Genomic DNA, 25,319 nt, shown 5'->3' with positions numbered 1-25,319 from the left:
TTTGCCGTCCGGCTGCGGAGGTCTGTGCCGCGCTTCGCGCGCTAGTCGACCGACAGTCGACTCTACAACGGCGCGTACTCCACCCCGATCACTGCAAAGGTGAACTGCCCGCCGGGCAGCTCCACCGAGAACTCATCATCCAGCCGCTTCTTCAGCAGCGCACGCGCCAGGGGGGAATCGATGCTGATCCAGCCCAGGCCCGCATCGGTCTCATCCGGCCCGACAATGCGGTAGCGGCTGGTGTCGCCGCTGTCCACGTTCTCCAGTTCCACCCATGCGCCGAAGAACACCGCCAACGGGTCGGTCGGCGTGGTGTCGACCACGCGCAGCGATTCCAGCCGCTTGGTCAGGTAGCGCACGCGGCGGTCGATCTCGCCCAGTTGCTTCTTGCGGTAGGTGTACTCGGCGTTCTCGGAACGGTCGCCTTCTGCGGCAGCGGCGGCGAGTGCTTTCACCACCTCCGGACGGCGCACGCGCCACAGCTCGTCCAGTTCGGCCTTCAGCCGCGCATGCCCGGAGGCGGTGATCAGGGCGGTGCTCTTTTCTGCGGGGGGGCGCCAACGCGACATGCAATACGACTTCTTTTCTGGATGACGAACGGGGAGCGGGATCAGAACCCTTTCCAGCGGAAAGGGCTCTGACCCCGGCCGTGGCAGATCAGCGCTTGCCGCCGAAGATGCCGCCGAGGATGCCGCGCACGATCTGGTTGCCCAGCTTGGTACCGACGGTGCGCGTGGTCTGTTTGGCCATGGTTTCGATCATGCCCTGGCGGCGCTTGGTGCCGAAGATCGCGTCCTTGATCGCCTGGCCGAACCCGCCTTCCTGTGCGTCGTCCTGCTCGCGGCTGCGCGCGGCCGGCGCCTGGGCCTGCTCGACGCTCTTCTGCGCGCGCTGGGCCAGCAGCTCGGCGGCCGATTCGCGGTTGACCGCAGTGTCGTAGCGGCTGCCGACCGGGCTGCCGGCACGCACCTGGGCGCGCTCGGCCTCGGTGATCGGGCCCATCCTGCAGCGCGGCGGCGCGATCAGGGTCTGCTGCACCGGCATCGGGATGCCCTTGTCCTGCAGCGTGGAGACCAGTGCCTCACCGGTGCCGAGCTGGCTCAGCACCTTGGCCACGTCAAGCTTCGGGTTCGGCACGAACGTCTCGGCCGCGGTCTTCACCGCCTTCTGGTCACGCGGGGTGAACGCACGCAGCGCGTGCTGCACGCGGTTGCCGAGCTGGCCAAGGATGTTGCCCGGGACGTCGTCGGGGAACTGCGAGCAGAAGTACACGCCCACGCCCTTGGAACGGATCAGCCGCACCACCTGCTCGATGCGCTGCACCAGCGACGGCGGTGCATCATCGAACAGCAGGTGCGCCTCATCGAAGATGAAGACCAGCTTCGGCTTGTCCAGGTCGCCCACTTCCGGCAGCTGCTCGAACAGCTCCGACAGCAGCCACAGCAGGAAGGTGGAGTACAGCTTGGGCTTGAGTACCAGCTGGTCGGCGGCGAGGATGCCGATCACGCCGCGGCCGTCGTGGTTGACCCGCATGATGTCGGCCAGCTCCAGCGCCGGTTCGCCGAAGAAATGCTCGCCACCGTCCTGCGCCAGGCGCAGCACCGAACGCTGGATCGCGGCGATCGACTGCGCGCTGACCAGGCCGTACTCGGTGGAGATGTCCTTGCGCTTCTCGGCGACCAGGCCGAGCAGGGCGCGCAGGTCGTCCATGTCCAGCAGCAGCAGGCCGCGGTCGTCGGCCAGCTTGAACACGATATCGAGCACGCCGGCCTGGGTGTCGTTCAATTCGAGGATGCGCGCCAGCAGAGTCGGGCCCATCTCGCTGACCGTGGTGCGCACCGGATGGCCGAGCTTGCCGTACAAGTCCCAGAAGATGGCGGGGCTGGCGGCTGGCGCGTAGTCGGCCACGCCGATCTCGGCGGCACGCTGCAGCAGGTTCTCGGCGCCGCTGCCGGGCACCGCCAGGCCGGACACATCACCCTTCACATCGGCCAGGACCACCGGCACGCCCAGTCGCGAAAACCCCTCGGCCAGCGTCATCAGGGTCACCGTCTTGCCGGTGCCGGTGGCGCCGGCCACCAGGCCGTGGCGGTTGCCGAGTTTCGGCAGCAGGGTGACGGCAATATCGTCGGTAATGCCTTTGCCGAGCAGAATCGGATCCATGGTCCAGCCCTTGTGATGAATAGCCCAATGTTAACCGCCGGCAGTGACGGTCCGAAGGTCGGCTTGCCCGGACCTTGGCGGCGCCGCTACTCTGCCTGCCTGTTTCGCACACAGTGCCATCAATGCCCGTTCCTGTCCTGATTTCCCGCGGTTGGCCGCTGCTGGCCCTGGCCGGCCTGGTTTCCCTGGCGCCCGACGCCCACGCACAGCGGGTTTCGGCCCGGGACAAGGTGAAGGTGGATGCGCTGCAGCAGCGCATGACCGCCGCCGAGAAGCGCTACAGCGACGCCCTGCTGCTGGTCTCCAACGCCGATCCCAAGGGCAGCAACGAGGCCGATGCCGCGCTGGAGGACATGGAAGATGTCCTCAACGACTGCGTGAAGCAGAAGGGCTGCCAGATGGGCACCCTGCTGGCCAGCTACAAGCGCCTGCTCAAGCACGACGCCGATGCGGCCGCCAGCGATGAGGTGGCCGACGAGGGCGGTGACCGCCTGGAAGCCGACCCTGACCACATCGGCCCGCTCACCGCGGACGTGCCCGAGGCCGCGCGCGCTGCCGCGCTGCTGAACGACAAGCGGCACGCCTTCGACAGCATGGTCGAATACAACCCGGCGGTGCAGGCCGGCATCCGCCGCTGGCTGACCGACATGCGCCCGGCGCTGCTGACCAGCTACGAGAACTACCAGAACCTGCGCGCGGTGATGTGGCCGGAGTGGGAAAAGCGCGGCCTGCCCGAAGCACTGCTGTTCGGCATCATGGCCAAGGAATCCAACGGCCGCGTGCATGCGTCCTCGCGCGCCGGCGCCGCCGGCCTGATGCAGTTCATGCCGGCCACCGGCCGCCGCTTCGGCCTCGGCCCGGACGGCACCGGGTTCGACACCCGCTTCGATGCACGCAGTGCCGCCGAAGCCAGCGCCAGCTACCTCAACGAACGCCTGCGCGAACTGAACAACAACGTGGAAATGTCGGTGGCCGCCTACAACGGTGGTGAAGGCCGTGCCGCACGCGTGTTCAAGCAGAGCGCCGGCCAGAGCTTCTGGACCGACAGCGTCTACAACCAGTTCCCGGGCGAAACCAAGGACTATGTGCCGATGGTGATTGCCGCGGCCTGGATCTTCCTGCACCCGCAGCAGTATGGCGTGGAGTTCCCGAAGATCAGCGCGCAGCCGGCCACGCTGCGCCTGGCCAAGTCCACCACCATCTACGAATTGACCATCTGCCTGGGCAGCCACGGCACCCGCGACGGCTACATGCGCGCGCTGCGCAACCTCAACCCGCGCTATGAAGCCGATGGCTGGATCCCGGCCGGCACCCTGATCAACGCCACCACCCGCATCGCTGGCCTGTACCAGCGCAACTGCATCAGTGGCCCGCGTGCCGACCTGGCCCGCACCCTGATCACCGCCGATCTGAATGCTGCGATCAAGCGCCCGACGGCTGCCAGCTACACCGGCAGCGTGGCGGTGGGGGGCGTGGTGCCGGTGGCCGATGCGGCGGCCTCCACCAGCGTGCCGACCGCGCCGGTGGCGCCGGTGTCGACGCCACGCCCGGCACCGGCTGCGCGGCCAAAGCCGGTGCGCAGCCATAAGGTGGGCCGCGGTGAAACCCTGGGTGCCATCGCGGCGAAGTTCCAGTGCGACGTGCCGACGCTGGCCCGCGCCAACGGCCTGAAGGCCCCGGCCTACAGCCTGCGCCATGGCCAGACGCTGAAGCTGCAGGGCTGCGACAAGTAATCCCCCCGACCCCTGGAACCCACATGGATCTCGAAGACACCCGCAACCTGTTCGCCAATCTCCGCGAAAACACCGACTGGGACATCAACGGCCCGTTGCTGTGGGGGTACTTCTTCGTGCACTCCACCGCTGAGCCGTTGCAGGCACTGGCCGGGCACCTGCAGGCGCAGGGCTACACCTTCGTGGAACTGTTCGAGCAGGAGCCGGAAGAGGGTGACGCGCCGTTCCACGTGCTGCACGTGGAGCGCGTGGAGATCAACGACGAAGCGTCGCTGGATCGCCGCAACCAGGAATTCGCAGCGCTGGCCAAGGAAAAGGGCGTGGAGGACTACGACGGCATGGACGTCGGCCCGGCCCCGGCCCTGCAGTAACGCGCGCACCGGTAGTGCCGGCCGCTGGCCGGCAATGCCCGCCGCGTTGGATCAACGGGGATGCCGGCCAGCGGCCGGCACTCCCGAAGCCTCAGCGCAGCTTCGCCAGCGCCTGGCCCAGCTGCACCGGGCTTTCGGCGTCCAGGTGAGGGGCGAACTCGGCCACGCCCGGCGGCAGCAGCACGATCACGGTCGAGCCGTAGTTGAAGCGCGCCATCTCGGCGAAACGCTCCAGCCGGATGCCCTGGCCGCGGTAGTCCTTGCGGGTGATGCGATCGCCGTAGTGCGGAATCTCCTCGCCGCTCCAGACGGTTTCCACGCCGGACACCAGCAGCGCACCCACCATCACACTGGCCATCGGCCCGAAGCTGGTGTCGAAATGGCAGACCAGGCGCTCGTTGCGTGCGAACAGGCGAGGCACGCCGTTGACCGCCGCCGGGCCGACGCTGAACAGGCGCCCCGGCACGTGCACGGTCTCGCGCAGGATGCCGGTCCACGGCATGTGCACCCGGTGGTAGTCGCGCGGGGACAGGTACACGGTGGCGTACAGGCCATCGTTGTAAGGCTTGGCATCCTCGGCGCTGCCCAGCAGTTCGGCGGCAGTGAACGACTGGCCCTTGGCCTGGAAGATGCGGCCGGCCTCGATCCTGCCGAGCTGGCTGATCCTGCCGTCGGCCGGCATCACCAGGCTGCGCGGATCGGCGTCGGCCACGCGGGCGCCCGGCTTCAACGCGCGGGTGAAGAACTGGTTGAAGGTCGCATAGCTGCGCGGGTCCGGGTTGGCCGCTTCGTCCAGGTTCACGTTGAACTTGCGGGTGACCGTGTCGATCAGCCAGCGCGACACGCGCGGATCGTCCGAGTACGCCAGCGAACGCGCCATCGAAGACAGCAGTCGGTGGGGCAGGGCGTACGTCAGGGCGGTGGTGAGGCTCATGGGGCGGTTTTCTCGGTCAGCTTCTGCAGGTCGCGGGCGATCGCCGGCGCGTTGAACGGGGGGCGTACCAGGCCGGCAAGGCGGCCCTGCGGGTCGAGCACGGCCAGGCTGGCCGAATGCTCGACGGTGTAATCCTCGGGGTTCTCGTCGAAATGCTTGCCCGGCACCTTCTGGAACACGAAGCCCAGCGAGGTGGCGAAGCGCTCCAGCGAGGGGATGTCAGCAGTGGCGGCCAGGGTGTCCTTGTGGAAGCCGTGCACGTATTCGCCGAGGCGGGTGGCGCTGTCGCGGTCCGGGTCGACCGAGATGAACAGCACGCGCGGGCGCAGGCTGTCGGGCAGGGCTTCCCACTGGTTCTGCGCGCCGGCCAGCTCGGCCAGCGTGGTCGGGCAGACGTCGGGGCAGAAGGTGAAGCCGAGGAACACCAGAGTCCAGTGGCCCTTCAGCTCGCCCGGGATCAGGCGGGTGCCGTCGGACTGGGCCAGGTTGAAGTCGGGCAGCTCACGCGGCGTGGGGTACAGGGTGATGGCTTCGGTGGCCGGGGCGTTGGCCGGCGGCTTCGGCGCGAACACCTGTTGGGCGGCCAGCAGGCCCAGCCCCGCCGCCAGGGCGATCAGCAGGATGATGCCGGCGTTGCGATTGAACATGGGGGCTCCCGCGCGAAATGGGCTCCATCATACCGGGTGAGGCCGGATCGTTTCCGCCGCAACGGATGCCGCCGCCGGCGCCAGCCCCTATAATCGGGGGCCACTTTGCCCGCAGTACCGCCATGACCGCTGAAACGGCCGCCGAACTCCACACGATCATCGATCTGATCCGCTACGGCACCAGCCGTTTCAACGAAGCCGGGCTGACCTTCGGGCACAGCTATGACAACGCGCTGGACGAGGCGACCCAGCTGGTGCTGCACAGCCTGCACCTGCCGCACGATCTGGGCCCGGCCTACGGCCAGGCGCGCCTGCTGCAGGCCGAAAAGCTGCGCGTGCTGGAGCTGTTCCAGCGCCGCATCGATGAACGCATCCCGGCCGCCTACCTGACCGGTGAGGCCTGGTTTGCAGGATTGAGCTTCAAGAGCGACAAGCGCGCCCTGGTACCGCGCTCGCCGATCGCCGAACTGATCGAATGCGGCTTCGAGCCGTGGCTGGCCGGCCGCGATGTCAGCCGTGCGCTGGACCTGTGCACCGGTTCGGGCTGCATCGCCATCGCCATGGGCCACTACTACCCGAACTGGGAAGTGGACGGCGTCGACCTGAGCGACGATGCACTGTCGCTGGCCGAAGAAAACAAGGAGCGCCTGCAGGCGCACAACGTCACCCTGATCAAGTCGGACCTGTTCAACGGCCTGACCGGCCGCCACTACGACCTGATCGTCACCAATCCGCCGTACGTCACCAACGACGAGACCGATGCCCTGCCGCAGGAGTACTCCTACGAGCCGGAAATGGGCCTGCGTGCCGGCGACGATGGCCTGGACCTGGTGCTGAAGATCCTGCGTGACGCGCCGCTGCACCTGAGCGAAGACGGCCTGCTGATCTGCGAAGTGGGCGAATCCGAACAGCATCTGGTCAAGCTGCTGCCGGAAGTCGATTTCGCCTGGATCGAATTCAAGGTCGGCCAGATGGGCATCTTCGCGGTCGAATGCCGCGAGCTGATCGCCCACAGCGCACGCATCACCGAACTGGCGGCGCAGCGCCCGTGAGCTCCAATTCGTTCGGCAAGCTGTTCACCGTCACCACGTTCGGCGAGTCGCACGGGCCGGCCATCGGCTGCGTGGTCGATGGCTGCCCGCCGGGGCTGGCGCTGGACGCGGCCGAATTCGCCCACGACCTGCAGCGCCGCGCCACCGGCAAGAGCCGGCACACCTCGGCGCGGCGCGAGGCCGACGAGGTCGAGATCCTGTCGGGCGTGTACGAGGGCCTGACCACCGGCACCCCGATCGCGCTGCTGATCCGCAACACCGACCAGCGCAGCAAGGATTACGCCAGCATCGGCCAGCAGTTCCGCCCGGGCCATGCCGACTACAGCTACTGGCACAAGTACGGCATCCGCGACCCGCGCGGTGGTGGCCGTTCCTCGGCGCGCGAGACCACCATGCGCGTGGCCGCCGGCGTGATCGCCAAGAAGTGGCTGGCCGAGCGCTTCGGCGTCATCGTGCGTGGCTACCTGTCACAGCTGGGCGACATCACCCCGGCCGGTTTCGACTGGTCGGCCGTGGAAGACAATCCGTTCTTCTGGCCGCACGCCGAACAGGTGCCCGCGCTGGAGGCGTACATGGATGCGCTGCGCAAGTCCGGTGATTCGGTCGGTGCGCGCGTGGACGTGGTGGCCGACAATGTGCCGCCGGGCTGGGGTGAACCCATCTACGGCAAGCTTGACGGTGAGCTGGCTGCCGCGCTGATGAGCATCAACGCGGTGAAGGGCGTGGAGATCGGCGACGGTTTCGCCAGCGCCGCGCAGAAGGGCACCGAACACCGCGACCTGCTGACCCCGCAGGGCTTCGCCAGCAACCATGCCGGCGGCATCCTCGGTGGCATCTCCACCGGCCAGCCAGTGGTCGCCTCAATCGCGTTGAAGCCGACCTCCAGCCTGCGCCTGCCGGGCCCGTCGCTGGATACGTCTGGCAACGTGGTCGAGGTGGTCACCACCGGCCGCCACGACCCCTGCGTCGGCATCCGCGCCACCCCGATCGCCGAGGCCATGGTGGCGATGGTGCTGATGGACCAGGCATTGCGCCACCGCGCGCAATGCGGCGATGTCGGCACGATCACCCCGCGCATTCCCGGGCAGATCGATGGCTGACACGCGGCCGACCGTGTGGGTGAGCCAGCCGCTGATCGACGCGGCCATCGCGCCGCTGCGCGATCGCGTGCAGCTGCGCGTCACCGACACCGTCACCGCCTGGTCGCCGGACCAGATCGCCGGACAGCTGGCCCGCGCCGACGGCGCGATCATCACCCTCAACGAGCGCATCGGTGCGGCCCAGGTGGCCGACGCCGCGCAGTTGCAGGTGATCGCCAATGTCGGCGTCGGCTACAACAACCTGGATGTCGACGCGCTCAGCGCGGCCGGCATCCTGGCCAGCAACACGCCGGACGTCCTGACCGAAACCACCGCCGATCTCGGCTTCGCGCTGCTGATGGCCACCGCGCGCCGCATCACTGAATCCGAGCGCTGGCTGCGCGACGGCCAGTGGCAGCAGTGGTCGTTCCAGACCATGCTCGGTGCCGATATCCACGGCAGCACGCTGGGCATCCTTGGCATGGGCCGCATCGGCCAGGGCATCGCCCGCCGCGGCGCGCACGGTTTCGGCATGAAGGTGCTGTACCACAATCGTTCGCAGCTGCCGGCGGCGACCGAAGCGGAAGTGGGCGCGACCTATGTGGACCTGGACACGCTGCTGGCACAGTCCGACCACCTGCTGCTGGTGCTGCCGTATACCCCGGCCTCGCACCACCTGATCGATGCCGCCGCGCTGGCGAAGATGAAGCCGTCGGCAACGCTGGTGAACATCGCCCGCGGTGGCCTGGTCGATGAGATCGCGCTGGCCGACGCGCTGGCCAACGGACGCCTGGCTGCCGCTGGCCTGGACGTGTACGAGGGCGAGCCGAAGGTGCGCCCGGAACTGCTGGCGCTGCGCAACGTGGTGCTGACCCCGCACATCGGCAGTGCCTCGCTGGCCACGCGCACGGCGATGGTACAGCTGGCCGTGGATAATCTGCTTGCCGGGCTCGGCCTGGACGGCGGCCCGTCGCGGATGCCGAGCGCGATCAACGCTGACGCGGCGATGGCCGCGCGCGTGACGCTGGGCAAAAAAACCGGGAAACGATAGGGAACCTCCGCGCGCCCCGCTTGAGGAGGTTCCCCGAACCCAGCTGTCGTGCGTGTTTTTCCCCATTCCCGTTTTCGTGAGAGTTCCCCCATGAGCAATGCACAGCGCAGTTTCCACGTCGCCGTCGTCGGTGCCACCGGCGCCGTTGGCGAGACCATGTTGTCGATCCTGGCCGAGCGTGATTTCCCGGTCGGTACCCTGAGCGTCCTGGCCTCCGAGCGTTCGGCCGGCGGCGAGATCGAGTTCAACGGCCAGAAGGTCAAGGTCCAGGACCTGGCTACCTTCGATCCGACCGGCGTCGAGATCGCGCTGTTCTCGGCCGGTGGCAGCGTGTCCAAGGAATACGCACCGAAGTTCGCCGCCGCCGGCGCGGTGGTGATCGACAACTCCTCGGCCTTCCGTTACGACGATGACGTGCCGCTGGTGGTGTCCGAGGTCAATCCGGAGCAGGTCGCCAACCGTCCGCGCGGCATCATCGCCAATCCGAACTGCTCGACCATGCAGATGCTGGTGGCGCTGGCGCCGCTGCACCGCAAGTACGGCATCGAGCGCATCAACGTCTCCACCTACCAGTCGGTGTCCGGCGGTGGTCGTTCGGCCACCGAGGAACTGGGCAAGCAGACCGGCCAGCTGCTGAGCTTCCAGGAGATCGATCCGCAGCGCTTCCCGGTGCAGATCGCCTTCAACCTGATCCCGCACATCGATGACTTCCAGGACAACGGCTTCACCAAGGAAGAAATGAAGCTGATCTGGGAGACCCGCAAGATCCTCGGCGATGACAGCATCCTGGTGAACCCGACCGCAGTGCGCGTGCCGGTGTTCTACGGCCACTCCGAGTCGGTGGCGATCGAGACCCGCGACAAGGTCACCGTGGCCGAAGCGCGCGCGCTGCTGGAGCAGTCGCCGGGCGTCGAAGTGGTGGATCGCCACGAGGCCGGTGGCTACCCGACCCCGGTCACCCATGCCTCGGGCACCGACGCGGTGTACGTCGGCCGCATCCGCGAGGACCTGTCGCACCCGCGCGGCCTCAACCTCTGGATCGTGTCGGACAACGTGCGCAAGGGCGCTGCCCTGAACGCGGTGCAGCTGGCCGAACTGGTCGCCGCCGAACAGCGTTGATCACAGCGGTTGCCTCACCGGTAGTGCCGGCCGCTGGCCGGCATTGCCGTGATGGGGGCGTGCGTGTCTGCCGGCCAGCGGCCGGCACTACCGAAGGTCCCTCTCGATGGATGCGGACCGCGGTCCGCACGCTTTATAGTGTCGCCCATGAATAAACGGGCCAGGGGCGCAAAGCGCCCGCTCCTCTATCTATCCACTGCGCTGCTGGCCCTGGCCAGCAGTTCGGCGCTGGCCCTGGGCCTGGGCGACATCCGTGTCCTGTCCAAGCCGGGCCAGCCCCTGCTGGCCGAAATCCCGGTGGTCTCGGCCGATCCGTCCGAGCTGGAGAACCTGCGTGTCGCGCTGGCCTCTCCGGTCACCTTCGAACGCGTTGGCCTGCAGCGCCCGACCGGGCTGGTCAGCGAACTGCAGTTCGAGCTGACCCGCAACGCGCAGGGCAGGGCAGTGGTGCGGGTGACCTCGCAGACGCCGGTCGAGACGCCGTCGCTGAGCTTCCTGATCGAGGCCGACTGGGGCCAGGGCCGGCTGGTCCGCGAGTACTCGGCGCTGGTCGATGCACCCTCCAGTGCACTGGCGGTGGCCGAACCGGAAATCGTCGCGCCGGCCGGCAGCCTGTCCAACACCATCGCGCGCGAGCCGACCGCGGCGCCTGCCCCTGCGGACGACGCCCGCGCGCCTGCACCGTCCACCGCCGCTGCGCCGGTGCCCGCGCCGCGCCCCCGTGCAGCGGCTGCGCCGGTCACGGCGCCGGCGGCCGATGGCAGCGTCACCGTCCAGCGCGGGCAGACCCTGTCGCAGATCGCCAGCGCGGTGGCCCGCGGCAACCAGGTCAGCCGCGACCGCGCGATGATCGCCCTGCTGCGGGCCAACCCGGAAGCCTTCATCCGCGGCAACGTCAACCTGCTCAAACAGGGCGCCGTGCTGCGCATGCCCGGTAGCGATGCACTGGCGGCCGTTGATGCCGCCGAGGCCGCCGCGCTGGTGCGTGAGCATGCCGCACAGTGGCGGCAGGCGCGCACCGTGCCGCAACCGGCGGGCAGCGTCGCCCCGGCCGCCACGGCGGCGACCGCGAACGCTTCTTCCCCGGCTGCGGCCAATGGGGCACGACTTGAAATCGCTCCGGCGCTGGCCTCCGACGCCGCGCATGCGGGCACAACCACCGGCACTGCAGCCGGCAGCGAGGGTGACATGCTGGGCAACGAACAACTGCGCCAGGCACGCGAGGACATCGCGACCCGCGATGCCGAGATCGGCGAGCTCAAGCAGCGCGTGGCCGACCTGGAAAAACTCAAGGAACAGCAGCGGTCGCTGATCGCGATGAAGGACAACGACCTGGCCGCCGCGCAGCAGCGCCTGGCGCAGGCACCGGGTGCCCGCGATGCGGCAACACCGTGGTACTGGCTGGGGCTGCCGGTGCTGCTGCTGGCAGCCGGCGCGGCCTGGCTGCTGCGTCGACGCAAGCCGTCGCCGCTGCCGCCGCTGCGCGAAGAAGACGATGCCGCCGGCCTGGCCGCTGCGGTTCCGGCGGGCGCTGCGCTGGATACACTGGCCGAGCAGTCCTCATGGTCCTCGGTGGCGACCGAGGGGGGGCGCCAGGAGCCGGCGATGCCGGCCTGGGCGACCGAGCGCGCGGCGCAGGATGAAGTGGCTGCCGCCTCCGCTGCCGACCTGGATGCACAGGCGGACTGGCAGGCGCAGACGCTGCGCGATGACGAGGTGGTGGCGCTGCCCGAGGCCGTGACCGACCTGCCTCGCTGGGACGAGCCGGCGGCCACGCAGGACGATTCCGTGCCGGCCGACGCCGTGCAGGATGAGCCGGTCGCGCACGTGGCCGCTGACGAGGTGGCCGTGCCGGACTACGCGCTGCACGCCGAGCAGCAGCCGCAGTTCCGCGGCGTGTTCGACCTGCCGGCCGAGCATCCTGGCAGCGAGGATGCGCCGGCGGTGCCGGAGGACGCGCCGGCCGCACCGGTGCATGAACAAGGCACTGCTGCATCGGCCGCTGATGCCGGCTGGGCACCGCGGGCCGGGCAGGAGCGCCTGGAACTGGCCATCGCCTATCTCGACCTGGGCGATGCCCAGACCGCGCGTACGCTGCTGCAGGAAGTCGCCGACGGCGGTGACCTGCACTGCCAGGCCCAGGCCCGCGAACTGCTGGCCCGGCTGCCGTGACCGATTCCGCCCACAAGGACCCTGCCATGAGCCGCGAGCGCCGCATCGACTATGTTGAATTCGCCTCGACGGATCCTGCGGCCAGTCGCGCCTTTTTCGAGAAGGCGTTCGGCTGGTCGTTCGTCGACTACGGCAGCGACTACACCGCCTTCGACGACGGCCGCCTGCAGGGCGGCTTTTTCCGCGGCCAGTCACAGCGTGCCAGCGATAGCGGTGCGCCGCTGCTGGTGCTGTACGCCGACCAGCTTGCGCCGATCGAAGCGGCGGTGCGCGATGCTGGCGGTGAGATCGTGCGGCCGGTGTTTTCCTTCCCCGGGGGCAGCCGTTTCCAGTTCGTCGAGCCTGGTGGCAACGAACTGGCGGTCTGGTCCGAACGCGACCCGGCCTGAGCGCCGCCCCACCCGCAACATCGAGGTAGCACATGCGTTACGCGCTTGGCGTCGAGTACGACGGCAGCGATTTCAGGGGCTGGCAGAACCTGGGCGAGGGTGGCCCCAGCGTGCAGGCCAGCCTTGAGCAGGCGCTGTCGTCGGTCGCAGACGCGCCGCTGCAGGTGGTCTGTGCCGGCCGCACCGACGCCGGCGTGCACGGCCAGTGCCAGGTCGTGCATTTCGATACGGACGTGGCGCGTGATCCGCGCGCCTGGATGCTGGGCACCACCACCCGCCTGCCACGCTCAGTCGCGGTGCGCTGGTGCGTGCCGGTGGCCGACGACTTCCATGCCCGTTTCTCGGCGCGTGCGCGCCGCTACCGCTACCGCCTGCTCAACCGCGAGGTGCGGCCGGCGCTGCAGCGGCAGACGCTCAGCTGGGAGCGCCGCGCGCTGGACGAGACGCTGATGCACACTGCCGGCCAGGCCCTGCTCGGCGAGAACGACTTCAGCGCGTTCCGCTCGGTGCAGTGCCAGGCGTTGCATGCGCGGCGCGAACTGCAGTCACTGCAGGTCACCCGCCAGGGCGAGGTGATCGAGGTCGCCGTGCAGGGCAATGCATTCCTTCATCACATGGTCCGCAATATCGTCGGATCGCTGATCCTGGTGGGCAGTGGCGAGAAGCCGGTGGAATGGATCGCCGAACTGCTGGCCGGGCGCGATCGCACCGTAGCCGGTCCCACCGCACCGCCGCAGGGCCTGGTGTTCCTTGGGCCCCTGTACCCCGACAACTGGCATCTGCCCGCCGAGGTCACGCTATGAGCCGCTCCTACTACCGCACGCGCATCAAGTTCTGTGGCATGACCCGGGCCGGCGACGTCCGCCTGGCCGGCGAACTGGGCGTGGACGCGGTGGGTTTCATCTTCGCCCGTGAAAGCAGCCGCCGGGTCGCCCCGGCCGAGGCACGCGCGATGCGCCAGGCGATCGCACCGATGGTCGACGTGGTGGCGCTGTTCCGCAACAACAGCAAGGAAGAGGTGCGCGAGGTGCTGCGCACGGTGCGCCCGACCCTGCTGCAGTTCCATGGCGAAGAAGACGAGAGCTTCTGCCGCAGCTTCAACATGCCCTACCTGAAGGCGATCGCCATGGGCGGGCGTGAAGAGATCAACGCCCGCACCCTGCAGCTGCGCTACCCCAGCGCCGCGGGCTTCCTGTTCGACAGCCACGCGCCGGGCGGCGGTGGCGGCACCGGCGTGGCGTTCGACTGGGGACGGATCCCGACCGGCCTGCATCGGCCGTTCCTGCTTGCCGGCGGCCTGAACCCGGAAAACGTCTACGACGCGGTGCTGGCCACCCTGCCGTGGGGCGTGGATGTCTCCAGTGGCATCGAGCTGGAGCCGGGGATCAAGGACGGCTACAGGATGCGCACCTTTGTCGAAGAAGTGCGTCGGGCCGATTGCGCGGTTCTGGAGTGATTGGCGTCACTATCTGTCGTGATTTGGACCTGGATTTGAGCCTGCACGCACTCTTCACATAGGATGGTCCCAAGCGCGCCTGCCATGAGGGCTGGCGCGGGGATCGACGGGACGCGCTCGGCGCGCCCCGAACGGGCGGCCGCCGCCCACAGCCCAGGAAGGCAAGCGATGCAGGAGTTTCTCACCGTCGTACTCGGTTACCCGACGCTGCCGTACAGCATTCTGCTGTTGGTGTCGGTGATGTATTGGGCGGTTGCGGCGTTCGGCCTGGTCGATGACGGTTTTGGCAATCTCGGCGCCGACGGCGCGCTCGAGGCGGGGACCGACCTCAGTGGCCTGTCGGCCATGCTGGCGCGTTGGGGCCTGGGTGGCGTCCCGATCATGGTGGTGGTCACCCTGCTGGGCCTGTTCGGCTGGCTCCTCACCTATTTCATCCATCTGTCCGTACTGCTGCCGCTGCCGGACCTGCTGCGCTGGGGCCTGGGTACGCTCGTGGCGGTGCTGGCACCGCTGCCAGCGGTACCGCTCACCGCGCTGATCCTGCGCCCGGTCCGGCGCTTCCTGCTGCGCCTGCGGCCGGTGCCGCAGGCATCGCTGCTGGGCCGGGCCGGCGTGGTCGCATCGCCGAAGGTGGACGCACGCAGCGGTCATGCCACGGTCGATGATGGCGGCGCCGGGCTGGTGCTGCAGATCCGCAGCGACCTCGAACTGCAGCGTGGCGAGCGCATCGTGCTGGTCGAGCACGTGGCCGAACAACACTATTACCGGGTGGTCCGCGCCGATGCGATCGCCCTCGATTTCCAGGACAACCTGCTTCCGGGCAACAAGGAGACTCATCAATGACGTTGGCATCCCTCTTACCGTTCCTGGCCGTCGCCGGCGGCCTGCTCGTCCTGCTGCTGGGCGTGGCCGGGCTGTTCAAGGCCTTCTACCGCAAGGTCGACCAGGGCGTGGCCCTGATCGTCAACGACATGAGCTCCACGCCCAAGGTGCACTTCACCGGTGCGCTGATCATCCCGGTGCTGTACCGCGCCGAGCTGATGCGGATCAGCCTGATCACCCTGCAGATCGACCGCCGTGGCAAGGAAGGCCTGATCTGCCGCGACAACATGCGTGCCGACATCGCCGTGGCGTTCTACCTGCGGGTGAACGAGACCCAGGCCGACGTGCTGCGCGTGGCCAAGGCCATCGGTGCCGACCGTGCGTCGGACAAGCATGCTGTCGATGAGCTGTTCAACGCCAAGTTCTCCGAAGCGTTGAAGACGGTCGGCAAGAAGTTCGACTTCACCGAACTGTTCGAGAAGCGCCAGGAGTTCCGCGACGAGATCATCGCGGTGATCGGCAACGACCTCAACGGCTATGTGCTGGAAGACGTGGCGATCGATTACCTGGAGCAGACCCCGAAGGCGCTGCTGGACCAGTTCAACATCCTTGACGCGCAGGGTATCCGCAAGATCACCGAGCTGACCGCCGCGCAGAACGTGGTGACCAACGAGCTGGAGCAGAACGAGAAGCTCGCCATCACCAAGAAGAACGTGGAAGCGCGTGAAGCGCTGCTGGCGCTGGAACGCCAGCAGGCCGAAGCCGAAGCACGCCAGAAGCGCGAGATCGAGACCATCCGCGCGCGCGAGGAGGCCGAGACCGCCAAGGTGCAGGAAGAGCAGCGCCAGCTGTCCGAGAACGCCCGCATCGAAGCACAGCAGCTGATCGAGATCCGCGACCAGAACCGCCTGCGCGAAGTGGAAGTGGCCGAGCAGAACCGCCAGCGTGCCGTGGCCATCGAGGCCGAGCGCGTGGAGCGCGCACGCCAGCTTGAGCAGGTCACCACCGACCGCGAAGTGCAGCTGCAGGGCGTGGAGCGCGACAAGGTGGTCGAGCAGGGCAAGATGGACGTGGCCAACATCACCCGCGAACGCATCTCCATCGACAAGACCGTGGCGCAGGAGGAAGAGCGCATCAAGGAAGTGCGCGAGGTCTCCGAGGCCGACCGCCAGAAGCAGGTGCTGATCCTGGAAGCCGAGGCCAAGGCACAGGAATCGCTGGTGCGCGAAGTGAAGGAAGCGCAGGCGCGCGAAACCGCCTCCAAGCACCGCGCAGTGGAACTGACCACGCTGGCCCAGGCCGAACACGAAGCGGCCGGCAAGCAGGCCGAAGCCAAGCGCCTGCTGGCCGACGCGCTGCGCGCCGAGCAGGCTGCGCCGGGCCTGGCCGAAGCGCAGGTGCGTGAAGCTTCGGCACTGGCCATCGAGAAGGTCGGCATCGCCGAGGCCCGCGTGATCGAAGCCAAGGCCGAAGCCAGCCTGAAGCAGGGCAGCAACGAAGCCCGCGTGCTGGCCGAGACCCTGCAGGCGCAGGCGCAGGGTGAGGAGAAGATGGGCCTGGCCCGTGCCACCGCCACCGAATCGCTGGGCAACGCCGAGGCCGGCGTGGTGCAGAAGAAGCTGCTGGCCGAGGCCGAAGGCCTGGTGCGCAAGTTCGAAGCCATCGCTTCGCTGAGCGACCAGGCACGTGGCCACGAAGAGTTCCGCATGATGCTGGACAACAGCCTGAAGCAGGCGCTGGCCTCGATCGAAGCCGGCAAGGAAGTCTCGCGCGAGAACGCCAACGTCATCGCCAGCGCGCTGCGCAACGCCGATATCGATCTGGTCGGTGGCGACGGCGGCATGTTCGAGAACCTGGTCAAGGCGGTGTCGCTGGGCAAGTCGATCGAAGGCTTTGCCGGCAAGAGCCCGATCGTGCAGGAGCTGATGCAGCGCTACCTGGGCGTGGCCGTGGCCGAACCGGCACCGCGCCAGATCGCCGAGGATGCCGACGCGGTGCCGACCGTGTCGGCCACCGTGGTCGACAGCGCCCGTTGATGCATCGGGCGGTGGCCGCTGCGGCCACCGCCCGCCCGCGCCGGCCGCAACCGCGGCCGTCCGCCCGTGAGCCGGAAGCCTGCTGATGTCTGAAACCCATCCGTCCGCCGAATCCACCGCGCCGGAGGCCGGCGGCAACACCGTCGACCAGGCCGTTGCCCAGGGTGGCGCCTATGAAGTCCTGCGGCGTCGCCTGGCCGAGCAGGGCCAGCGCCTGCAGGGCCTGGCCGAGACGCTCAACCGCCAGCGCCTGGCCGAGTTCGGCGACAGCCGCCTGGAAGTGGTCGGGCGTTTCCGTATCCGCAGCGAGAACAACTGCGTCGGCCGTGACATCGTGCAGGTGGGCCCGGACCGCCTGCTGTTCGGCTACAACGTATTCATCGGGCTGAAGACCCAGACCCGCATCGAAGATGTGTTCGGCCTGTACCGGCTGGTGCAGGGCAGCGACGGCTACGACGTCGCTGCGCTGGAGCTGAAGGGCAGCTTCCTCGACCAGCCGGGCTTCGTGCACGATTTCAACGAGCTGTATGCCTACTACAAGCACGCACGCCTGCTGCAGCTGATCGTGGTGGGCGACAAGCTGCTGGCCTCGTTCCAGATCGGCGAGCGCAGCAGCGACGTGCGCGTGTTCCGCTGGGCGCTGTCGCGCGATGGCGAACTGACCTATCTGGATGCGCGCGGCGAGCGGGATATCGCACTGCCGCCGCCGTTCGACTTCGAATGGACCCGGGCGACCCGCGACCTGGCGGTCAACGGCCGCCATTCGCACCTGAACATCCTCGACACCCTGTTCGTGGAGACCACCGGCGGCGACCTCACCATCAAGGTCGAGAACAATACCGAGACCGGGCAGGGCATCTACAGCGAACCGGTCGAGGACAGCACGCAGTCGCTGGACGACGCCCAGTTCGAGTTCGCCCGGGTCGGTTCGCTGGTGCTGTTGAAGGTGCTGCCATACCGCGAGACAGAGTGGCGCGGCCTGATCTACAACACGCTGACCGGCGGCATCGTGCGCAACGATGCGATCGTGCAGGCCTGCGTGCAGCTGCCCGAAGACCACGGCGTGATCTTCCCGGGTGGCTATTACCTGCAGGGCGGCGAGCACAAGGCATTCGACGCCTCGATGGCCGGGATGCAGTTCAAGCGCAGCATCCGTTCACCGAATGGCGAGGACGTGCTGTACATCTTCTATGAGCGCGAAGGTGGGCGCTCGGCGCTGTTCGTCTACAACACCATCCAGCGCGTGCTGCAGAACCCGGTGTTCGGCCATGGCTACGCCTTGATGCAGGACGGGCGCATGGTGCTGTTCCATGCCGAAGGCAGCGAACCGACCCGCATCCATCCGATGCAGGTCTGGCAGACCCCGTTCAGCAGTGATGAGTTTGCCGCCAGCCGACCGCCCGGCAACACCTTCATGGGCCGCATCGGCAACGCCGAACTGGTGCGCGGCATTTCCAACCTGTTCAACCTGGCGCGCGAGATTGATGGCCAGGACGTGTCGGTGCAGCGCTACCAGCGCCTGGTGGCCGACACCCGGCGCCTGTTCGATGCCCACCACTGGTTGGGTGACGCGGCCTGCGATGGCGCCGAGGCGCTGCTGCGGCAGATCAGCGCCACCGGCGAATCGGTGCTGGACGAGTACGAGAAGGTGCAGTCGATCCGCCAGCAGTCGGCGCAGGCGATGGTCGAGGCAGAGGCCGCGCACAAGGCGCTGCTGGGCCGGCTGCAGCCGCAGAACTGGAACGAGGTGCAGGCCTTCGTCGAGGCCCTCAATGCGATCACCGCATTGCGCGGACGGCTGCTGACCATCCGCGAGCTGCGCTACATCGACACCGCGCGTATCGAGACGATGACGGCCGAGCTGGTGGAGGCGCAGGATCATGTCGGCGCCGCCACGGGTGACTTCCTCGCCGGCGATGCCGCGCTGATGCCGCTGACCACGCGCCTGCAGGCCCTGGATGAAGCTGCGCAGCAGGCGCAGAGTGCCTGCCAGCTGGATGAGCAGCTGGAAGGGCTGCGCGGGATGGCGGCCGATCTGGATATGCTGTCCGAACTGATGGCCGGCCTGAAGGTGGACGATGCCACCGCCCGCACCCGCGTGGTCGAGTCCATTTCGGTGCTGTACGGTCGCCTCAACCAGGCCCGCGCGCGTGCCGATCAGCGCCGCAGGTCGCTCGGTTCAGCCGAGGCCGTGGCGCAGTTCGCCGCGCAGTTCGCGCTGTTCTCGCAGTCGATCACCAGCGCGCTGGCGCTGGCCACGGATCCGGAGCGTGCCGACGAGCAGCTGTCTCGCCTGCTGGTGCAGCTGGAGGAGCTGGAGAGCCAGTTCGGCGAACACGAGCAGTTCCTCGGCGACATCCTGAGCAAGCGCGAAGAGCTGGTTGAAGCCTTCGAAACGCACAAGCAGGCACTGCTGGATGACCGCCAGCGCAAGGCACGTTCGGTGCTGGATGCAGCCAGCCGCATCCTCGATGGCCTGGCCAAGCGCACCGAGCGCTTCGCCACCGCCGATGAGCTCAATGCGTTCTTTGCCGGCGATCCGCTGATCCTCAAGCTGCGTGAGCTGGCCGAACGCCTGCGCGCGTTGCATGACAACGTCAAGGCCGACGACATCGAAGCACGCCTGAAGGGTGTGCGTGACCAGGCGGTGCGTCAGCTGCGTGACCGCAGTGATCTGTACGAAGCAGGCGGCAACGTGGTGCGGCTGGGGCCGCGTCATCGCTTCAGCGTCAACACCCAGGCACTGGACCTGACCCTGCTGCCGCGTGGTGACACGCTGGCGATCCATCTGACCGGCACCGACTTCCTGGAGACCCTGCACGATCCGGAGCTGGATGCGCTGAAGCCGTTCTGGCCGGTCACCCTGGACTCCGAATCACCTGCACTGTATCGCGGCGAGTATCTGGCCGGCAGCCTGTTGATGGCCGCGCAGGAGGGGAGCGACGGCCTTGATCTGGCCACGCTGCAGCACGACGTCGCCACGCCCGAAGCACTGGACCAGCGCGTGCGTGCGTTCGCCGCACCGCGCCACCGCGAAGGCTACGAGCGCGGCATCCATGACCATGATGCCGCGCTGATCCTGCGTGCGTTGCTGCCGTTGCAGCAGGCGGCCGGCAGCCTGCGCCATGCACCGCGGGTGCGTGCGCTGGCGGTACTGTTCTGGGCTGCCGAGCAGCGGCACGAAGCGGTGGCGCAATGGCCGGCCCGCCAGATGGGGGCTGAAGCGCTGGCACGGCTGCTGGGGTCCGACGAAGGGCGCCTGGCGTTGCGTGCGGAAATGGCCGAGGCACTGCTGGCGTATGCGCAATCCCACGCGTTGCCGTTCGATGCCGATGCCGCAGAGGCCGCGGCCGCCTATCTGGGCGAGGAACTGGCGGCCGGCGAGCCGGTGTTCAGCAGCAGCCGCCATGCGGTAGCGCTGCTGGAGGCACTGGCTCGGCAGCTGGAACAGGCCGGGCAACGCGAGGCGGTCGAACGCGCCCTGCAGCGCAGCCAGGATCCGCTGGCCACGCGCTGGGCGCTGGCCGGGCAGTGGCTGCGGGCGCTGGCGCGGATGCCGGCGCATGCCCCGCATGCCGGCTATGTCGACGAGGCTGCAGCACTGCTGCTGGTGCAGCGTCAACTGCGCACCCGTGCCAGCGACGCCGCGCTGCAGGCGGAGGTCAGTGGCCTGCTGGGTGAACACGCCCGCATCAGCAACGGCACGCTGGTGGTATCGCTGGATGATTTCCTGGCGCGCCTGAAGCAGCACCTGCGTCATTTCGTGCCAGCGTTCCATGCCTATCAGGCGCTGCGCCAGGGCATCATCGGCCGCGAGCGCGAGACCCTGCGGCTTTCCGAGTTCAAGGCGCGGCCGCTGTCCTCGTTCGTACGCAACAAGCTGATCAACGATGTCTACCTGGGCGTGATCGGTGACAACCTGGCCAAGCAGATGGGTACGGTCGGCGAGAACAAGCGCAGCGACCTGATGGGCCTGCTGATGATGATTTCGCCGCCCGGCTACGGCAAGACCACGCTGATGGAATACGTGGCGCACCGCCTGGGCCTGGTCTTCATGAAGATCAACGGCCCGGCGCTGGGTCACGAGGTGCGCTCGCTGGACCCGGCCCAGGCACCGGATGCGACCTCGCGGCAGGAGCTGGAGAAACTCAACCTGGCGCTGGAAATGGGCAACAACACCATGCTGTATGTGGACGACATCCAGCACACCCATCCCGAGTTCCTGCAGAAGTTCATCTCGCTGTGCGATGGCACCCGCCGTATCGAGGGTGTGTGGCGCGGTCGCACCCGTACGTACGACATGCGTGGCAAGAAGTTCTGCGTGGTGATGGCCGGCAACCCGTACACCGAGTCCGGCGAGGTGTTCAAGATCCCGGACATGCTGGCCAACCGTGCCGACATCTACAACCTGGGTGATGTGCTCGGTGGCATGGAGGCGGCCTTTACCCTCAGCTACATCGAGAACAGCCTGACCTCCAACCCGGTGCTGGCGCCGCTGGCTACGCGCGACATGGCTGACCTGTACACGCTGGTCGACCGGGCGATGGGCAAGGAGGTCTCGACCAACGGCCTCAGCCACGCCTACAGCAGCGCGGAGATCAACGAAATCACCGCCACCCTGCAGCGCATGCTGCGCGTGCGCGACGTGGTCTACCGCGTCAACCAGCAGTACATCGCCAGTGCCGCGCAGGACGACCGCTACCGCACCGAGCCGCCGTTCCGGCTGCAGGGTAGCTACCGCAACATGAACAAGCTGGCCGAGAAGATCTCGCCGGTGATGAACGAGGACGAGCTGCAGCAGTTGATCTCCGACCACTACCTGGGCGAGGCACAGCTGCTGACTACCGGCGCCGAAGAAAACCTGTTGAAGCTGGCCGAATTGCGCGGCGTGCTGGACGACACGCAGGCGCAACGCTGGGCGCAGATCAAGCGCGACTTCCTGCGCAACAAGGCCATGGGGGCCGACGACAGCGATGTCGGCGGGCGCGTGGTCGCGCAGCTGGCCGACATCGCCACCGCCCTGCAGCTTCCACCGTCGGCGCCGGAAGCGATTGCCGTTGCCGACCCGGCACCGTGGCCGGCGTTGCTGGAGGCCCTGCATCGTCTTTCTGAAACACGTCCGGCCGCCGCGCCGGTGCCGGTCGCGGCAGCCGCCAGTGTGCCGACGACGGTCCTGGCCGACGACCTGCAGGCTGGCCTGGCACCGTTGGTGGAACTGTTGGCGGCATCGCAGGCGCAGCAGGCACAGGTGTCGCAGACCCTGGCCGCGTTCGCCGGCTGGGCGCGGCAGCAGGTCGAGCGTGGGGTGCCGAACAGTGCGGTGGCGCAGCGTGCGCGTGTGCGCCGTGCCACGACGCCGGAGGAGCGCGCGCTGGATGAGGCCCTGATGCGTCACTTCTACGGCGAGTCGTTGCCGCCGGACGACAGTGAGGAGATTCCAGCAACGACACCGCAGCCGCCGCCGCTGCCGTGACCATGCAGGCGCCACTGCCGCCACCGAGCTTGCCGGACACGGCCGATGTCGCCGTGCTGGCCGGCTATGGTGCGCCGTTGCTGCAGGCGCTGGCGCGGCGCGAAACACCGTTGCCGCCGGGCGCGGGTGCAGGCCTGGTGGCCGCACTGGCACGCATCGCGCTGGCCCTGCAGGCCGATAACCCGGCGCAGATCCGGCGGCAGGCGGGCTGGTGGGGCCGCCTGCTGGGGCGCGATGTCGATCGCGAGGCGGAAGCACGTGCGCTGCAGTCGCAACTGGGCGTGCTGGCCCTGCAGGCGCGCGAGCAGGCCCAGCAGCTGCAGCGGCAGCTGCAGCTGCGGGCCATGGCCATTGCCGGACATTCAGCGGCGGCCGCAGCGCTGGACGCCTGGGTCGAGCTGGCAGCGGTGCGGCTGGCGTCGCTGGATATCGCCGGCCAGGCCGCGCTGTCGCAACGGCTCGATCATCTGCGCCGGCTGGCCACGCTGCGCCGTCTCGAGGCCGGCCAGTGGCAGCTCCTGCAGGACCAGGACAACGTGCTGCTGCAACGCTTCGCGCGCATCCATGACGTCCTGTTGCCAGCCTGGCGGCAGGCCGCTGCGGCGGGCCAGGCTGCGGCCGGCGCCACATTGGCGGCGAAGGCCGCCACGCTGCACGCACAAATCGATGACGAGGTCGCGGCGGCTCAGGCTAGACTGCCTTGAGCCGGCCGCCGCTGCCGCTTACCCAACTGCAAGGAGACTGCCCGATGACCCAGGACAGCCAGACCCCCGGTGCCCTCGTGCCCGGCACGACCACCGTCGCTCCGCTCGATGAAGGCGTATTGCAGGCGCTTGGCCTGGTCCGCGAGGATCTGCCGCGCATCGCCGAGATCCGTCTGGAGCTGGATGACCTGCGCCCGGGCAACCTGCAGGTCTTCGGTCGCGAAGCGGCCACGCGCACCGCAGCGTTTTCCAGCCAGTTGCTGGACCAGGTGCGCAATCGTGACCTCGATGCCAGCGGCGAGAAACTGGGCGAAGTGGTGCGCATCGCGCGCAGCCTGAAGCTGGACGGCTTCGCGCAGCGGTCGAAGGTGCCGGTGATCGGTGCCCTGATCGACCGCCTGCGCGTATCCAAGGGCGAGCTGGTGCAGAAGTTCAGCGACACCAATGCGCAGATCGAGCAGCTGCTGGGTGATGTCGGTGTGCAGCAGGCGTTGATGGGCAAGCGCGTGGGCGAGTTCGACCGCATGCACGACATCGTCCGCGAAGAACGCCATGCGCTGGGCCTGTATGCTGCGGCCGGCAAGCAGCGCCTGGCCGAACTGCAGGCCGAGCAGCAGGCCGGGCAGGGCAGTGAGGATCCGCAGCAGCGCATCCGCCAGGGCGAAGTCGACAACGCGATCCGCCTCCTCGAAAAGCGCGTGTCCGACCTGCAGCTGATGCAGCATGCGGCCGACCAGTCGCTGCCGATGATCCGCCTGATCCAGGCCAACGCGCTGCAGCTGATCGAGAAATTCAACACGGTGCGCGAGATCACCATCCCGTCGTGGAAGCGCCAGTTCGCCATCCAGCTTTCGCTGGGTGAGCAGAAGGCCGCGGTCGAGCTGTCCACCGCCATCGACGATGCCACCAACGAGCTGATGCGCCGCAACGCCGACCTGCTGCGCCAGGCCTCGGTCGATACCGCACGCAGCAACCAGCGCGGCGTGATCGACGTGGCCACGCTGCGCCACGTGCACGACCAGTTGATCGCCACGGTCGAGGAAGTGCGCAGCATCCATCGCGAAGGAATGCAGCAGCGGCAGCAGGCCGAAGTCGAGCTGTCGCGCCTGCGCGAAGACCTGCAGCAGCGACTGGCCACCCCGACTGCCAGCTGAAAAAAAATGGGACGGAGGGAGTTAAGTCGTTTGTGCCACTTGCGACTTAATCCCCTCCGTCCCCTTTTTGTTGTCAGCGCAGTTGCGCGGCCACCCAGTCGGCCAGCGCGTCCACGCGCGCATCTGCCGGTCCATCCGGCCGTGCCAGCACCCAGAAGCCACCGGTGGCGGAAAATCCCCACGGGGCAATCAGTCGGCCCGCCGCCAGGTCCTCGGCCACCAGCGGCTCTGGCGCGATCGCCGGGCCCAGCCCGGCCACGGCCGCCTCCAGAAGGTAGTACAGGTGCTCGAAGGCAGTACCCAGCTGCAGCTTCGACACGTCCAGACCCTGTGCCTGCGCCCACGCTGGCCACGCCTGCGGTCGTGAGCTGGTGTGCAGCAGCGTCTCCTGCAGCAGTGCCGAGGGCGGTACATGTCGCAGGCGCTGCGCGGCCGGATGCGATGGCGCCACCACCACGCCAACCCGTTCCGGCGCCAGCTCACGCACCTGCCAACCGCGCGGCCACGGCCCCTGGGCCAGCAGCAGCACCGCATCCAGCGCTGCCTGCGCCTCGGTGAAGCTGCCATCCAGTGCCGACCACTGCAGGCGCACGCCGGGCAGGGCGGCCTGCAGCGCGGGCAGGCGCGGGATCATCCAGCGGGCCAGCACGCTGCCACTGCAGCCCAGCACCAGCGCCGGGGCCGCCGCCGGTCGCCGCAGTTCCCGCACGCAGTCTTCGATGCCGCCGAACGCGTCGCTGCATGCTGCCTGCAGGCGCGTGCCCGCAGCGGTCAGGCGCAGGCCACGACCGGCGCGCTGGAACAGTGCCAGGCCGAGGTGGTCTTCCAGCAGTTTCAGCTGCCGGCTGACCGCGCCGTGGGTGACATGCAGGTCCTGCGCGGCGCGGCCAACGCCGCCCAGGCGGGCGGTGGCCTCGAACGCGCGCAGCGCATTGAGCGGTGGCAGCAGGGAACGGCTCATGTG

General features: G+C 68.3%; 20 protein-coding genes. 15 read left to right on the top strand and 5 right to left on the bottom strand.

Annotation, left to right across the window (positions count from 1 at the left end):
- Window positions 1-62: 62 nt before the first annotated feature.
- Window positions 63-569, bottom strand: a complete 507-nt coding sequence (greB, locus tag NSQ78_RS15505; RefSeq protein ID WP_064238943.1) for a transcription elongation factor GreB — start codon at window positions 567-569, stop codon at window positions 63-65.
- 88 nt (window positions 570-657) lie between these two features.
- The gene (locus NSQ78_RS15500) at window positions 658-2,163 is read right to left on the bottom strand and encodes a helicase HerA-like domain-containing protein (protein WP_064238942.1); all 1,506 of its coding nucleotides are present in this window, start codon (window positions 2,161-2,163) and stop codon (window positions 658-660) included.
- A 122-nt stretch (window positions 2,164-2,285) separates the two neighbouring features.
- Here NSQ78_RS15500 and NSQ78_RS15495 point away from each other — a divergent pair, with 122 nt between their 5' ends.
- A complete protein-coding gene (locus NSQ78_RS15495; protein ID WP_049470625.1) occupies window positions 2,286-3,896 on the top strand; it encodes a transglycosylase SLT domain-containing protein in 1,611 nt (536 codons plus the stop codon).
- 23 nt (window positions 3,897-3,919) lie between these two features.
- Entirely contained in the window at window positions 3,920-4,267 is a 348-nt protein-coding gene (locus tag NSQ78_RS15490; RefSeq protein WP_064238941.1) for a ribonuclease E inhibitor RraB, read from the top strand.
- 91 nt (window positions 4,268-4,358) lie between these two features.
- Here NSQ78_RS15490 and asd read toward each other — a convergent pair whose 3' ends face one another.
- Both asd and NSQ78_RS15480 read right to left on the bottom strand, forming a co-directional pair.
- The gene (gene asd, locus NSQ78_RS15485) at window positions 4,359-5,201 is read right to left on the bottom strand and encodes an archaetidylserine decarboxylase (RefSeq protein WP_064238940.1); all 843 of its coding nucleotides are present in this window, start codon (window positions 5,199-5,201) and stop codon (window positions 4,359-4,361) included.
- Window positions 5,198-5,848: an SCO family protein gene (locus NSQ78_RS15480; protein ID WP_149901963.1), complete on the bottom strand. Its 651-nt coding sequence runs from the start codon at window positions 5,846-5,848 to the stop codon at window positions 5,198-5,200. The genes asd and NSQ78_RS15480 overlap by 4 nt, the downstream gene beginning before the upstream one ends.
- Before the next feature lie 122 nt (window positions 5,849-5,970).
- On the opposite strand from NSQ78_RS15480, the gene prmB reads away from it, so the two are divergent.
- The 13 genes from prmB (at window position 5,971) to NSQ78_RS15415 (ending at window position 24,355) form a co-directional block, all read left to right on the top strand.
- On the top strand, window positions 5,971-6,900 hold the full coding sequence (gene prmB / locus NSQ78_RS15475; protein WP_049470635.1) for a 50S ribosomal protein L3 N(5)-glutamine methyltransferase: 930 nt from the start codon (window positions 5,971-5,973) through the stop codon (window positions 6,898-6,900).
- The gene (gene aroC, locus NSQ78_RS15470) at window positions 6,897-8,000 is read left to right on the top strand and encodes a chorismate synthase (protein ID WP_057493230.1); all 1,104 of its coding nucleotides are present in this window, start codon (window positions 6,897-6,899) and stop codon (window positions 7,998-8,000) included. The genes prmB and aroC overlap by 4 nt, the downstream gene beginning before the upstream one ends.
- Window positions 7,993-9,030 carry a D-glycerate dehydrogenase gene (locus tag NSQ78_RS15465; protein ID WP_064238939.1) on the top strand — a complete coding sequence of 346 codons (1,038 nt, stop codon included), beginning with the start codon at window positions 7,993-7,995 and terminating at the stop codon, window positions 9,028-9,030. The genes aroC and NSQ78_RS15465 overlap by 8 nt, the downstream gene beginning before the upstream one ends.
- Before the next feature lie 90 nt (window positions 9,031-9,120).
- Window positions 9,121-10,149, top strand: a complete 1,029-nt coding sequence (locus NSQ78_RS15460) for an aspartate-semialdehyde dehydrogenase (protein WP_057493228.1) — start codon at window positions 9,121-9,123, stop codon at window positions 10,147-10,149.
- A 147-nt stretch (window positions 10,150-10,296) separates the two neighbouring features.
- Window positions 10,297-12,321: a FimV/HubP family polar landmark protein gene (locus NSQ78_RS15455; RefSeq protein WP_149901962.1), complete on the top strand. Its 2,025-nt coding sequence runs from the start codon at window positions 10,297-10,299 to the stop codon at window positions 12,319-12,321.
- 26 nt (window positions 12,322-12,347) lie between these two features.
- Window positions 12,348-12,710 carry a VOC family protein gene (locus tag NSQ78_RS15450; RefSeq protein ID WP_149901961.1) on the top strand — a complete coding sequence of 121 codons (363 nt, stop codon included), beginning with the start codon at window positions 12,348-12,350 and terminating at the stop codon, window positions 12,708-12,710.
- 32 nt (window positions 12,711-12,742) lie between these two features.
- Window positions 12,743-13,513 (top strand): tRNA pseudouridine(38-40) synthase TruA, encoded by a 771-nt coding sequence (gene truA / locus NSQ78_RS15445; protein WP_064238937.1) that lies wholly within the window; start codon window positions 12,743-12,745, stop codon window positions 13,511-13,513.
- On the top strand, window positions 13,510-14,166 hold the full coding sequence (locus NSQ78_RS15440; RefSeq protein ID WP_049414718.1) for a phosphoribosylanthranilate isomerase: 657 nt from the start codon (window positions 13,510-13,512) through the stop codon (window positions 14,164-14,166). Before truA ends, NSQ78_RS15440 begins: the two co-directional genes overlap by 4 nt.
- 168 nt (window positions 14,167-14,334) lie before the next feature.
- Window positions 14,335-15,009: a hypothetical protein gene (locus NSQ78_RS15435; RefSeq protein ID WP_064238936.1), complete on the top strand. Its 675-nt coding sequence runs from the start codon at window positions 14,335-14,337 to the stop codon at window positions 15,007-15,009.
- Complete coding sequence (locus NSQ78_RS15430) at window positions 15,006-17,024, top strand: hypothetical protein (RefSeq protein WP_053460957.1); 2,019 nt, start codon at window positions 15,006-15,008, stop codon at window positions 17,022-17,024. Before NSQ78_RS15435 ends, NSQ78_RS15430 begins: the two co-directional genes overlap by 4 nt.
- A gap of 85 nt (window positions 17,025-17,109) precedes the next feature.
- Window positions 17,110-22,497, top strand: a complete 5,388-nt coding sequence (locus NSQ78_RS15425; protein WP_064238935.1) for a DNA repair ATPase — start codon at window positions 17,110-17,112, stop codon at window positions 22,495-22,497.
- Window positions 22,498-22,499: 2 nt separating this feature from the next.
- The gene (locus tag NSQ78_RS15420) at window positions 22,500-23,201 is read left to right on the top strand and encodes a hypothetical protein (protein WP_194434388.1); all 702 of its coding nucleotides are present in this window, start codon (window positions 22,500-22,502) and stop codon (window positions 23,199-23,201) included.
- A 44-nt stretch (window positions 23,202-23,245) separates the two neighbouring features.
- On the top strand, window positions 23,246-24,355 hold the full coding sequence (locus tag NSQ78_RS15415) for a toxic anion resistance protein (RefSeq protein ID WP_064238934.1): 1,110 nt from the start codon (window positions 23,246-23,248) through the stop codon (window positions 24,353-24,355).
- Between the two features lie 73 nt (window positions 24,356-24,428).
- Here the strand turns inward: NSQ78_RS15415 and NSQ78_RS15410 are convergent, their stop codons facing one another.
- Window positions 24,429-25,316 (bottom strand): LysR family transcriptional regulator, encoded by an 888-nt coding sequence (locus tag NSQ78_RS15410; protein WP_064238933.1) that lies wholly within the window; start codon window positions 25,314-25,316, stop codon window positions 24,429-24,431.
- Window positions 25,317-25,319: the final 3 nt, after the last annotated feature.

It is taken from the genome of Stenotrophomonas sp. FSL W7-1447 (assembly GCF_037966425.1).
GTDB classification, from domain to species: Bacteria; Pseudomonadota; Gammaproteobacteria; order Xanthomonadales; family Xanthomonadaceae; genus Stenotrophomonas; species Stenotrophomonas pavanii.
Note: the sequence above shows the minus strand (reverse complement) of the source record. Positions and strands in the feature narration are given on the sequence as shown.